This window comes from Nakamurella endophytica (assembly GCF_014646215.1).
Lineage (GTDB): Bacteria > Actinomycetota > Actinomycetes > Mycobacteriales > Nakamurellaceae > Nakamurella > Nakamurella endophytica.
The window spans coordinates 21453-34721 of the sequence record NZ_BMNA01000015.1 but is presented as its reverse complement, the minus strand read 5'-3'; the positions used below and the strand labels follow the sequence as shown (position 1 = coordinate 34721).

The 13269-nt window shown below is 69.8% G+C and carries 6 protein-coding genes; 3 read left to right on the top strand and 3 right to left on the bottom strand.

From position 1 onward, the window contains the following. The first annotated feature begins 2 nt into the window (after positions 1-2). From IEY37_RS19645 to IEY37_RS19635, 3 genes are all read left to right on the top strand, one after another. Complete coding sequence (locus IEY37_RS19645) at positions 3-1850, top strand: C40 family peptidase (RefSeq protein ID WP_188944627.1); 1848 nt, start codon at positions 3-5, stop codon at positions 1848-1850. A gap of 108 nt (positions 1851-1958) precedes the next feature. Then, positions 1959-3956, top strand: a complete 1998-nt coding sequence (locus tag IEY37_RS19640; protein WP_188944626.1) for a type IV secretory system conjugative DNA transfer family protein — start codon at positions 1959-1961, stop codon at positions 3954-3956. Next, positions 3953-4423, top strand: a complete 471-nt coding sequence (locus IEY37_RS19635) for a hypothetical protein (RefSeq protein WP_188944625.1) — start codon at positions 3953-3955, stop codon at positions 4421-4423. The genes IEY37_RS19640 and IEY37_RS19635 overlap by 4 nt, the downstream gene beginning before the upstream one ends. Positions 4424-4476: 53 nt before the next feature. Here IEY37_RS19635 and IEY37_RS19630 read toward each other — a convergent pair whose 3' ends face one another. The 3 genes from IEY37_RS19630 to mobF all read right to left on the bottom strand — a co-directional run bounded on the left by IEY37_RS19630 (position 4477) and on the right by mobF (position 13231). Next, positions 4477-5043, bottom strand: coding sequence for a hypothetical protein (locus IEY37_RS19630; RefSeq protein ID WP_188944624.1), 567 nt, complete (start codon positions 5041-5043; stop codon positions 4477-4479). 136 nt (positions 5044-5179) lie between these two features. After that, complete coding sequence (locus tag IEY37_RS19625; RefSeq protein ID WP_188944623.1) at positions 5180-5710, bottom strand: hypothetical protein; 531 nt, start codon at positions 5708-5710, stop codon at positions 5180-5182. Between the two features lie 819 nt (positions 5711-6529). Next, entirely contained in the window at positions 6530-13231 is a 6702-nt protein-coding gene (gene mobF, locus IEY37_RS22595) for a MobF family relaxase (protein WP_268238040.1), read from the bottom strand. Between the last annotated feature and the right edge of the window lie 38 nt (positions 13232-13269).

Genomic DNA, 13269 nt, shown 5'->3' with positions numbered 1-13269 from the left:
ACGTGCGCACGGGGATACGCCGCACCGACGGCGGTGGGTGGTGGCTGTTGCTGCTGGGGACTCCGGTGGCTCTGCTGGCCGCCGTGCTGGTGCTGCTGGCGTTGGGCCTAGTCGGGGCGGTCGGGACGAGCACCGCGAACGCCAACTCGCAGGGCGGCGGCGGTGCCTGCGCGCCAAATCCCACCGCCCCGGTCAGCAGGACCGGCAGCGCACTCGGCGCTGCCGCATCGACGTCAGTGACGGGCGCGCCAACGTTGGCCGACGACGAGACCGCAGCAGTGAGGTCCGCGGTCGCCGCGGCGACATCAGCCCCGCTGCCCGCGTCAGCGCAGGCGAAAGTCGCAGCAGTGGACGGCTACTCGCTGTCCGCGGCGCAGGTGCAGTCGGCGCAGTTGATCGTCGCCGTCGCCAAGGGCCTGCGTCTGGATCAGCGGGCGATGCGCACGGCGCTTGTGGTGTCCTACGACGCCGTGGTGCTGGTGCCGTCGCCGCTGGTCTATGACCGGGGTGGGGAGACCGCGGGGCTGTTCGGGCAGTGGGTCAGCGACTATCCGGGGGTCAACTTGATCGACCCGGTGCAGTCGGCGACGTCGTTTTACGAGCATATGAGGGGGATGGCGGCCTACCAGGATCCGGCGCGGCAGGTCGGTGAGGTCGCAGCCGCGGCGACCGCCCCGCACGGCAGACCAGCCGCTGTCTACCGGCCGCGCGAGGCGTGGGCGGCCGCTGTGGTCGGTCTGCTGGCCACGGGTGACACGCCGGTGTCGGACACCGGCGGTACCGGGACCGGCATCGACTGCATCACCGGCGCGACCACCGGCCCGGTGCCCGGGCTGACCCCGGCCCAGGCCACCAACGCCTCGATCATCGTGCAGGTCGCCGCCGCCCGGCATCTGCCGACGGTGGCCGCGCAGATCGGCGTCGCCGTCGCGATCGCCGAGGCGACGCTGCTGAACTACGCCAACGACGGCAGCAGCACCGACCGGGGCTACTTCCCGGACGGGCACCGCCAGCTCAACCCGCAGGAGCGGTCCGTGGCGGCGCAGTCGATGTCGTTCCCGCACGACGCGGTCGGGCACAACCTGGACTCGATCGGCCTGTTCCAGCAACGCCCTTCAGCTGGGTGGGGGACTCCGACGGAGTTAATCGCACCGGCGGTGTCGGCGGGCAAGTTCTACGACGCGCTGGACAGGGTCGCCGGGTGGCAGTCGATGGACCCGTGGGTGGCGGCGCAGACCGTGCAGGGCAGCCCGTCCTCCGACGGGGGGATCTACCAGGCCGCCTACAACCAGGCCAAGGGCATCGTCGCCGCGCTGACTACCCCGGCTCCTGGTGGCGGGCAGGGCGGGTCCGGGGTGGTGGTGGTCAACGGTCCGGCGATCACGTTGCCGGCCAAGGCAGGGGTGGCCGGCACCATCACGGCCCCGAACACCACCGTCGCCAAGGCAATCTCGGCGGGACTGTCGTGGTTGGGGGAGCCGTACTCGTGGGGCGGCGGCAGCCCCAACGGCCCGACCCTGGGGATCTGCGGCCCTGATGGCGCCGAGAACGACTGCCACATCGTCGGGTTCGACTGCTCCGGGCTGATGCAGTACATGTGGGCGCAGGTCGGCATCACCTTGGACCACTTCTCCCAGGACCAGTGGGCCGCCGGTCAGCAGATCCCCTACGCCCAGGCGGTGCCCGGGGACATGCTGGCCGACCCGGGCCACATCGCCATGTACCTGGGCAAGATCGGCGGTGTCGACTACCTGCTCGAGGCGCCGCAGTCCGGCGACGTCGTCCACCTCAAACCCGTCTACGGCGGCTTCTACCCGACCCTGTCCCGCGTCTGGGCCGACACCCCATGATCGACAACCTGTCCACCGCTGACACAGCCGGCACAGCTGGCATTGCTGGTAGCGCCAGCACCGCTGGCTGTGCCGGTAGTACTTGCCGCTGCTTGAGAGGAGATGGCGGTGCGCACTGACCAGCATCGGGAAGGTGTCACCCGGATCAGCACCTCCCGGGAGACCTTCGCCCGGATCCGCACCGGAGCCGCTGCCCTGGCCGGGGCGGTGCTGTGCGTGGAGCTGGGATTCGGAACCGTCGGTGTGGCGACGGGCCGGGGCTGGCACCTGGTCAAGCCGCGCTGGCGCGGGTTGTTCGTGGGCGGCGGTCCGCTGCTGGACCTGGCCGGTCAAGGCAGGTCGACGCGGCGGGTCCAGTTTCCGCTCACTCTGGTGGTTCCGCATGTGCCACTGCCGGCGGTTGCGGTGGTGGCGGCCGTGCTGTTCGCCGGATGGCTGCTGATGTTGCGCCGCTGGGGGTCTCATCGCCGCTACCCCGGCGCTCAGCGCTACCGCGGCCTGGCCACGGTGCGGCAGATCCGCGGCAAGTACGGCGCCCGGGCGGTGCGCCGCACCGGCAGGTTCACACTGCCGGGCACCAGCTGGTGGCGGCGGCTGTGGTTGCCGACGACCAGCATGGGCTACCGGTTCGGGCATCCCCTGCAACCCAACGCTCCCCGTGAGTCGCTGTGGTTCGGCTACGAGACACGGCTTCGGATCGTGGCGCGCACCGGCTGGGGCAAGTCGTGGCGGCTGCTGATCCCGTTGATCCGGCAGCTGCCCGGCGCGGCGGTGGTGTCGTCGGTGGAGTCGGAGATCTTTACCGCCACCGTCAAGGCCCGCGGCTACCGCCTGCCGCCGGTCCGGTACCGGTGGATGCGGCTGCTTCGCAGACGCTGGCGCATACCGGTGAAGTACCCGGTTGTGGTCGCCGACCTGTCCGACCCGTCGACGCGGATGGCCGCCGGGTTTCCCCGGGTCCGGTGGAACCCTATCGTCGGCTGCCACGACTTCAAGGTCGCCACCAACCGGGCCCGCGCCTTGGTGCACGCCGGCGACGGCGACAACGAGTTCGAGTCCTCCACCGACAAGTTCTTCCGCGACTCGGCCACCCAGGTGCTGGCCGCCTGGCTGCACGCCGCAGCCCTCGACCCCGCCCTGGACGTCGACGACATCGTCGACTGGCTGCGTAGCACCGACCTGGGCACCCCGGCCACCGCGCTGGGCGGTCAGACCGGGGACGGCTACACCGCCGCCAAGACTGCGATCATGAACATGCAGGTGCACCTGGACCCGGCGGCCGGGCGCACCACCTCGGGTGTGCGCCGGTACCTGAACTTCGCCGTGTCCTCCCTGGGGTCCGGGCAAGGCCGGGCGTTGTGCGGCAGCCGCGACGACCCGCAGTTCGACATGGCCGCGTTGATCGCCGCCGGCGGCACCGTCTACCTGCTCGCCGAGGTCGACGAGATGGAGCTGGCGCGGCCGCTGCTGACCCTGTTCGCGCAGGAGATGTTCCTGACCGCCGAACGCACCGCACGGCTGCTGCCACGGCGACGGCTGCCGCAGACGTTCGTCGGCGTGTTCGACGAGCTGCTGGCCGGGGTGCGGGTGCCGATCCTGCCGTACGTGGCCTCGGTGCAACGCAAGTACGGCATCTCGTTCGCCTACGCCGTGCAGTCCTCGGCCGACGAGGAACAGCTCTACGGCAAGGCCGCCGCGGCCCGGCTGCGCACCCAGTGCCACTCGATCATCGGCGGCTACGACGCCGAGGCCGCCGACGAGATCACCCGCCGCGCCGGCCGCGCCCACGTCGTCACCGCAAGCCGCAACCGCGGCCGCACCAGCGGCGGCCAGCGCACCGAACACGCCGAGCTCGTCGACGTCCTGCCCGAATCCGACCAGCAGAACCTGGCCGACGGCCAGTCCGTCGTCCTCGGCATCGGCATCCCCGCCTTCCTGGCCACCACCCATCGCGCCGACCACCGCCGCCACGACGACCGCGTCATCCACCGTGAGATGACCCAAGCCGACGAGTTTGTCGCTGCCCGCCGCAGCGAGCAGCTCGCCAACGTTGACGAGCTCGCCGTGTACGCCGGCACCGCCACGAAAGGACGGACTAAGCCGTGAACCCCGCGACACTCTCCAACAACATGGATACGGACCGGTTCTTGGCGTTGGCGACCCGCGCCGATGGCCGCAAGGTTGGGACACCGCCGTGGGCGTGGGCCAACCTGTCCACCCAGGACGCCGCCTGGCTCGACGTCGCTCTAGACGGCTTCGTGGACGCCTACAACCGTGTTTACGCCACCAGAGTCGATGAGGTGATACCTCGCTGCTGGCGGCTACATCCACCGCTGACCCACGAACTGCCCGTGCAGTACTGGGCCTGGTGGGCTGCTCATACCGACGAGGACTCGACTGTAATAACCGCTTTGGACTACTACAACCGCAACTTGCCGGCCTTCCAGGATCGTCTGCGTATCCGGCTGCTCGGACCGGGCGCCACGGCGTGCCGAAAGGGGCAACACAACGTGCGAGACGACCGCGAGCTTACCGACGCCATCCGCCATAGCACGCAACCCGCCGAAACGTGACCTTTCTCAATCACCACTCAACTACGCTGCTGACAGCGGATGCATTCCCTTGCTCACTTGGAGCTTGTTAGAGAGGCAAGCGCTACTGGATCCGAGCAATACTGGAACCCGTCGAGTTGCTGGCCGCTACTGGCGCTGAACGCAAGAAAAAGGTTGCAGCTATATGTTGGAGATGTCGACGTTGCGGTGGTGCTAGCAGTACGCCCGGCCGGAACCGAGATACCGTCTGTTTTTACCTTGTCATATTCGGCCAGCCACACCAACTGTCTCGGTACGCTTGGCGTTTCGGATCCGTCCTCTTCCTGCTTGCCGAATGCATTTTCGTACATCACCAACGACACGGAGGTTGGCTCCTGCCCTTCTCGAGTCAAGCCAACCACAAACGGGTTCGAGGCAAGCCGCTCAATAATCTGATCCCTCGGGATGTTGGCCACCTCGCCGGTATCCGCCGGATAATAATCCGCGCCTACACCCGGATAGGACCGGGTACCTCCCGCATTGGTCGTAGGAAGAGATCGACGCGTGTCTCGCGTTTTGGACGCCCACGCTTCCGTACTCTCAGTGGTTGTTTCAACCGTTGCAGAAGTTGTTGTCACTTCGGTGGAGACGGTTGCTGCCACGCTTGACGACGACCTCGAGCGCGACGATCCGGCGACGACTAGGGTCAGGACGGCGACAATCGCGACGGCCGCCGCAACGGAGGCACCTGCCAAGCGCTGGGAGGACTTATTGGGCATCTTCGACTCCGCATCCGTCTCAGTTGGTGGCCCAAACATCTATGTTGACGCAGCCGCTCGACGAACGACCTGCGTAGGTTGCTTGAGGTGCGGCGATACTTAAGGTGCAAGGCTCAAGCACAAAGGCATTATTGCTGAATTGCTGGACGCCGATTGAAGTAAACTTCGCGTGCGTGCTGGGGTCTCCTTGAATTTGGCTTTCCTGATAGGTTTTTTCGGCTGAGTACTGCGGACTCCAACGCGGAGGCGAGGTAGGGCCGCCTGCGAAGTTGCCGAACGGGTTAAAATCGGTGTCCGTGACGCGAGTGCTGTCGACGAAGCTTTCCTCGCAGGAGTGATTGGTTGGAGCAGGACAACTTGCAACCCACTTCTCGGTGTACGCGTGGCGAACGCCGTAGGTCAACGGACTCCCGATGAACCTGTCGTACCGTTCATCAGGTGAGCCATTATTCCAATGGAGGACAACCTCCGCCCAAAAGTACTGATCCAAGTTGTAGCCGGAGATGGCGCCTACCTGAGACCAGCTATTTAAGTTATAATCGGCTATCATAACCCACACCGTTGTAAAATTGTTTCCGATAGTTCGATTGGCAGGACTTGGGCTTTCTGGATCACCTTCACACGTGCTAGCGAACTGATTAACTATGTACCCCGAAGCTCCCTCGAAGGTGTCCGAGTGTGCCGACGGCACGTGAAGGTAGCCGTCGAAGTAGTTGGCATGCTGTTGAGCACAGGTTCCAACGGCGTCGGCCCGCGGCGTGACGACCAGACTGGCGCCAAGCGCGGCAGTCGCAACCAATATTGCGCGGATCCTGTATCGCACAGTTTCCCCCTCTTTAGTAAGGAGTTCGAAACGTAGCGCTCTAGACGACCCGGACATAGCGCCCAAATGGGTGACACTTGCCGAACCGAAGGACTTGCGTTGTACGCCCACGTGGCGTGCCTCTTGCTGCCGGCGCGCTTCGCCCGTGACCACATCACGGTCCGACCCTGCATTCAGGCAGGCGCTTCAAGGGCCGATCGCAAGACAACGGTCGAACGTTCTATCGTGGGCATGGCACTCCTACTGTCGTGGCAGGTGGCTGCTCATCTGGACGGGGAAGGGCACCGGACAGGTTGCACCGGGCCCCGACTTTTGTCCGCACGGTCGGCCGACGGTGAGAGCGTGAACGGAGCTGGTTGACCAATGCGGCCGGCTCCAGCTCTAGGTGCTTAGTGCTCCGGTAGTCCGCATCGCGACGTCTACCCGGATGATGCGGAGCTGGCAGTGCTCCAATCGATACATCGCCGAATGGTGGTCATCCCGGGCTGGGCTGGGCCGCGCGAGTATCTAGTGCGGATTCATGGATCGAGTCACGGGTCACCCCGGTCATCGCTCGATCTGGTTTGGGGTTGACTGCGGTTGCCCTACGCATGGCATGTCGGGTTTCGGCTCATCAGTGTCACGTCTGCGGAGCGCAGCATCGTAGGCAGCGGTGCGCCGTTCGTCGGCGCCTGGCTGTTCCGGGTGCTCGGCCCGGTACCGCCGCTCGGCTGTGAGGTGATGCCACCGCTGGTCGGCTTGTTGCCCGTGGGTGCGGAGTTGGTCGACCAAGCGGGCGGCGCGGTGCACGGCTTGCTGGTCGTGTTCGGCGGCGCGGGCACGCAGCTGGTCGAGTTCGGCGTGGTGCGTTTTGGCGGCGTCCAGGTGTTGCTGTTGCTGTTCGGGGGTGCCGAGCTGGTCTCGGAACGGGCTGACGCGCTCGCGGGCTTGAATGATGCGGGCGTGTAGCTGTTCGTCGCTGGCCTGCAGGTCGAGCAGTCGCTGGCGCAGTTCGGCTTTACGGCGGCCGGAGAAGGCACCGAGCTGGGCGAGTTCCCCTTCGGCGTGGGAGCGTTGACCGGCGTTGCGTCCGATCTGCGCCGCGATGTCGCGGGCTTGGGCGTCGGTGTCCTGCAGGGTGCGGATCTGTTCGACTCGTTCACGGTGGAAGAGGTGGACGCGTTTGAGCTCGGCGGTCGCGGGGCCGTCGCCTCGGGCCACGTCGCTGCGGATGCGCTCGAGGTCAACGATGGCGTCCGGCAGGTCCAACTCGGTGACGGCGCGCTGCGCGTGCGCCGCGTCGATCTCCCGATTGAGGACCGCGTCGGGCAGGCCGGCGTAGGGCCGCGGCTCCGGCGTCGTATGCGCTGCGGCCGGGACGAGGTCGGCGGCAGGTTCGGCGTGGTTGTCGGCGGCGGGTGCGGTGCCGTGCGCGGCGGCCAGGACGGCCTGGCCGTAGCTGGACAGCACCGGCGGTTCCGGCAGCCGCAGGGCTGCCGCCAGGTCACCGGCGTTGCCGCCGATGTCGCCGACGCCCGGGTCGGTGTGGCGGGGGTCGTCGACGGTGGCGTGGGTGGCGGCGGTGGCGCGGCGGTCGTAGGTGAGCCGGTCCAGCACGTCGATGGGTTGCATCCCGAGCTGGTCGGCGATCCGGGCGGCCTGCCGTTGGACGGCGTGGTCGGGCAGGCCGGCCAGGCGCCGCTCGAGGGCTTGGAACGCCTGGACCCGGAAGGTGATGTCCTGGGCGGCCTGGGTGAGGGTGTGGCCGCCGGGGCGGTCGCGGAAGGTGTGCGCGCGGACCTGTTCCAGGGTGTCGTCGACGACCAGGTCGGTCAGCTGCCGCCGGTCGTTGACCGCGTCGCGGACGGTGTCAGGGCCTGCGTCGGCGAGCAGGTCGGCGAGGTCCTTGCCGGGGTGGGTCAGGAGTCCGCGGCTGTCGTGGATGCCGGTGTGGGCGAGCAGTTGGTGGGCGCGGACTGCGGCGGCCCGGCCGGCGGTGTCCTGGTCGAATGCCACCACGATCTGCCTGGCTGTCAGGCGGCCATCGGTGACGGCGTCGAGGGTGGCCAGGTGCTCGGCGGTGAGGGCGGTGCCGCACGGTGCGACAGCGACGACCGCCGGGTGGTGGCCGGCCGGTTCGCGGTGGGCGGCGTTGACGGCGGCGGCGTCCATCGGTCCCTCGACGATGACCAGGTCAGCGCCGTCGCGTAGCGCCGCCACGGCGTCGGGGGTGAGCCCGTAGAGCAGCCGGCTCTTGTCGTAGAGGGCGGTGGTGGGGGTGTTGAGGTACTTGGGTGTCTCGGTGTTGGTGTCGGACGGGTTCTTGCGTCCGATGAAGCCGGCGACCTGTCCGTCGGGTGTGGTGATGGGTGTGACGGCGCGGTCGCGGAGCCGGTCGACGATGCCGCCGCGGCTGGTGGTTTGGACAAGGCCGGCGGCGAGAAGCTCGGTGTCGCTGAATCCGAGCCCGTGCAGGTGGTCACGGGTGGCGGTCCACGCGGCGGGGGCGTGGCCGAAGTCGGCGGCAGCCGGGGTTGCCAGGCCGCGGCCGGCGAGGTAGCGGGGCACCCACGAGCCGGCGGCCTGTTGGTGGTAGAAGGCGGCGGCCGCGGTGAGCGCTGCGCGGGAGCGGTCCAGCGCCGCCGCCTGCGCTGCCTCGTCGACGTCGGCCAGCACCGGATGGTCGGTGGTGGGGAAGCGGTCTGGTTCGGCGGGCGGCGGCGGTAGGGGGTCGTCGTCCGGGGTGGGGAGGGCGTCGTCGCCGTCGACCGGCCGATCCTGCTGGTCGTCGACGGGCCCGTACTCGTCGGGCTCGACCAGGTCGTGGATGTGGGTGGCGTGTTGGGCGTCGATTGCGGCGGCGTCCGCGGTGTGCAGGTCGAGGTTGAACGGGTCCGCGGCCGGGTCGAGGGTGGGGTCGGTGTCGTCGACGGGCGGGACGGTGCGGGTGGTGCTGCGGTCGGTGCCCGGGTCGAGGTCGGGGTCGCCCAGGAGCTGGTCGGCGTCGGCGGGGCGGCGCCGGTCTGCCTCGTCCGGGTCGGGCGCGTCGGGTTCGTGGTGCGGGTCTGGTGGTTGCGGGTCGGTGAGGGTGCCGATGTGCCACAGCAACACCGCGGCTTGTTCGTGGGGGCGGACGGTGTCGCAGGCGGCGGCGAGTAGTTGCGCGGCGTCGGCGGCGATCTGCTCGGGTCGGTGCCCGTCGACGGTGGCGGCGGGGGTGCGGGCGTAGCTGTCGACGGCGCCGACGATGGTGGGCCACAGCCGGTCGGTCAGGATCCGGTCGGTCGCCTCGCGGCCGAGTGCGTGTTGCAGCCGGCCGACCCATGGCGGGCGCAGCCGGTGTCCGGCCGGGGTGGGGGTGTAGGAGTCGGCGCTGATGTGCGGGGCGAGCCGCCACCACAAAGCCCCGGCTGTGCCCTCGGTGGGCAGCGGGGTCCGGTCGGCGATGGCGTGGTCGAGTAGGTGCCGCACCGGTAGCCCGGCCGTCTCGGCTAGGGACAGCCGGCCGGCGATGACGGGCCAGTAGTCGTCGCTGGTGACGTTGACACCGGCGTGGGCCAGCATGTCGGCCCAGCGGTCGGCGCCGTCGGCGGGGTCGCCCGCGACCGTGACGGCCCGGTCGATCAGGTGCCGGCGTTGCTGCTGTTCGGCGATCCGTTGCGGCTTGTCCCCGGCGGGGCGTGGGTCGTCGGTGGGTGTGCTGTGCGCGGCCCGCCACACCGCCAGGTCGGCGGTGACGTCCCGGTCGGGCAGGTAAGGCATGGCCCACGCCGGGGCGGCGTCGACGGTCCACACGCGTACCTGTTGGCGGATTTGGCCGGCGAGGTCGTCGACCAGCTGGCGGCGGGCGTGCAGGTAGTCGCCCCATTGCAGGTTGGCGGCCAGGACGTGGGGGATGGCGGGCAGCCACGGCAGGGGCCTCGGGACGGGGCCGGCGTGTTGGGAGTGGTTGCCGGTGGGGTCGAGCCGCCAGTCCAGGGTCGCGGCCGGGTCGCCGGCGGTGTCCAGTTCACGTGCTGCGGCGGCGGCCGCCAGCTCGGCGGCGGCGTCCCGTCCGGACAGTTCCAGGACGGCTAGGTGGCCGCGCAGGGTGTCCCATGCTGCGGCGTCGGTTACGCCGGGCGCGGCCTGTTCCGCGGCGTCAGTCAGCGCGGCGAGCCGGTCGGGTCCAAGGACCGTTTCAGCGGCGGTGGTGACGGCGTGCAGGTAGGCGTCGGCGGCGGGGCCGAGCCGGTGGGTGGGGTCGGCGGCGTGCCGTAGTTCGGTGGTGACGGATCGGGCGGAGCCGTCGCGGGCGAGGATGCCGGCGAACACCTCGACGGGGGTGGGCGGCGTAACCGCGCCGGGGGTGACGACGTCGTGTGGGTCGCCTGTTCCGGGGGTGATGACGTAGGCGTGGCTGCCGTCGACGGCGCGGGTCAACGCCGGGTAGAGGTCGTTGCGGGTCATGCCGTCGGCAACGACGACGTGCGCAGTGCCGCGCCGCCGGTTGCGGCCGGTGGGGGAGCCGACGGTCATGCCTTGCACGGACGCGGCGGTATGGGCGTAGCCGAGCCGGACGAACCCTTGCTGCACATACCAGGCGGGGATGGTGCGTTCCACTTGGCGGACGGTTTCGACGGCACGCAGCGACCCGTCGGGGTGCACGGCGGTGACGGTCCACCGGTAGTTGTTGCGGACGAAGTCGGTGCCGCCCAGGGACAGGCTGCGCTTGTTCCGTTTGGTGATGATGACGTCGCCGGCGGCGACGTTTTCGCCGTTGGGCAAGGTGAGGTGGGGGCCGCGCAGGGCGCCGGCGGCGGCCCGCGCAGCGCGGGCGCGGGCGTTGAGCGCGCCGACCATGTCCAGGGTTGGGGCGATCATGACCGAGTCGGCGCCAGCGGCGGTGTCGGCGGCCCAGGCGGTGAAGGCCTGGTCGGCGGCGGTGTCTGGGGTGGCGGCGTGCAGTTCGCCGCGGTCGGCGTAGAACCCGGCGACGCTGGGGTCCCCGGCTCGCAACGCCAGTGATGCGTGGCCGAGCACGGGGTCGGTGAACCGGAGCACCTCGGTCAGGGTGACGGCGCCGTGGACGGCTTCGAGGTCGCGGAGCAGGCCGCCGGCGCCGGCGGCGGCGCGTTGTTGGTCGTCCCCGACCAGCAGGACTCGGCCGCCGCGGCCGGTGATGTAGCTGATGGCGGTGTCCAGCTTCGGTGTCGAGGCCAGGCCGGCTTCGTCGATGATCACGAGGGTGTCGGCGTCGACGCGGCCGATCCACGGTGCCCGGTCGCTGGGGGCCAGGCGGCGCAGATCGTGGACGAGCTTGTCGAGGGTGTCGGCGTGCACGCCGGGGATCGCGGCGGACAGTTCCTGCGCGGCGGAGGCTTGCGGGGCCAGGCCGAGGACGGTGCCGCCGCTGGCGCGCCACGCGGCGGCCAGCACACCCATGGCGGTGGTCTTGCCGGTGCCGGCGGGTGCCAGCGCCAGCTGCACCCGCCGGCCGGTGGTGGCCACGGTGTGCACGAGAGCTTGTTGGCCGGTGTTCAGGACGCGGCCGTCGTTGTTGGCCGACCATTCCAGCGCGGCGATGTCGATGTCGGAGGCGGCGAGGGTGCGGCCGTCGAGCAGGGCGGCTTGGGCCAGGATCCGCTGTTCGGCGTGCAGGACGGCGGGGGAGGTGAACAGTTGCCCGCGGGCCATCCGGAACACCGACGACCCGTCCGAGCGCTGCAGCTGCGGCGGGACCGGGTGGGCGGTGTCGACGGGGTCGGTGTCGGCGCCGATGGGTAGGCAGTGCTCCCCGCCGGCGGCCAGGTCGGTGACCTGGGCAGCGACCGAGGCGGCTTGGGCGGGGTCGACGCCGGCGGCGCGGGCCTGCCGCAGGGCTTCGGCGGCAAGGTTGTGCCAGCGCCACTGGCCGCGGTGTTCGGCGGTCACCTGCACCACCGCTTCGGTCAGGCCGGTCAGTAGCTGCCGGGTTACCGGTCGGTACTGGTCGGGGTCGGGCGGCTGCTGCACCTGCTGCAGCACGGCGGCCAGTCGGTCTTCGCCGCCCAGGGCGTGGACCGCTTCGGTGTGCCAGGCGGCGCGTTGCTGAGCCAGGGAACGGGGTTCGTGCTTGGCCTGCCGGGTCGCCAGGGTGGCTTGCTGCGCCAGGCCGATGCGTTCCACGGCGGTGGGGACCCGGCCGTGGTCGGTTAGGAACTTCGCGTGCAGCTGCTCGGTCTTGGCCTCGATGGACTCGCGTCGGGACGACCACCGCTGGATCAGTTCGGTGGGGACGCCGACCAGTTCCCGCACTGGCCGCCGCCCGGGCACGTCTTGTTGGCGGGGCTGGAAGGTGCCGCCGATCCGCTCGGTGATGCCGGCCTCGAGCAGCGTGTTGTACCGCTCGGACGCTGCAACGGCCATCCGGTGCAGCATCCGCCCGTCTAGCGCCAGCCATTTCCCGGATCGGGTTTGGACCTTGTTGGAGACGGCGACGTGTGTGTGCAGGTCGGGGTCGCCGGCGCGGGAGTCGCGGTGGGTGAACACCGCTCCGATCAGTCCGGTGGTCTCGACCTGGGCGACGCCGCGGGTGCCTTCCCGGGTGTAGCCGGCCTCGGTCTCCAACCACTGCAAGGTCTGTTGGACCGCGTCGGCGTGGGCGGCCTCGATCTGAGCGGACACCTGCAACGGGGCCACCGCCCACAACGCGGACACCGATTTGACGGGGGAGAAGGTGAGGTCGTACCCGGCGACCGCCGAGGTTTGGGCGCGGGATTGCGCCGCGAGGAACCCGGACAGTTCCTGCCCAGTGCCCGGCGGCCGGCCGTGCAGTTCGGTGAACAGGTCGGTGGCGACCTGGGTGCGGATCTGGCTCTTCTCGGCCTCGGTGAGCGGTCGCCGCACGCCGAGCTCGGTGTCCAGGTAGGCCAAGCCGAGGCGGGCGCGCCACGGGGTGTCGCCCGGGTAGACGGGGAACGGCCGGCCCAGTCGGCCCGCCTTGGTCAGGTGTCGCAGCTGCTCGCGGCGGCGTCCGCCGTGCGGTAGTTCGGTCAGGGCCTGCTCGATGAGCTGGTCGGCGTTGGGGTGCAGGCCCTCCCCGAACAGGTTCCGCATCTGCTGTTCGGTGACGGTCCCCGACACGTCCAGCCCGTCGAGGCCGCGACCCCACCAGTGCCCCGGCGCCTCACCCTTGGCCGAGTAGTAGCTCTCCAGCGAGTCCGTGCCGCGTTCGGTGGCGTCCTGCGCGGCGACCTGCCGGATCAGGTACGTGTACCCGTCCCCGGCGGTCAGCTTGTGCAGCGACATCACTTCCCGCACTCTACGGTGCCGGAGTGCAAGAGGTG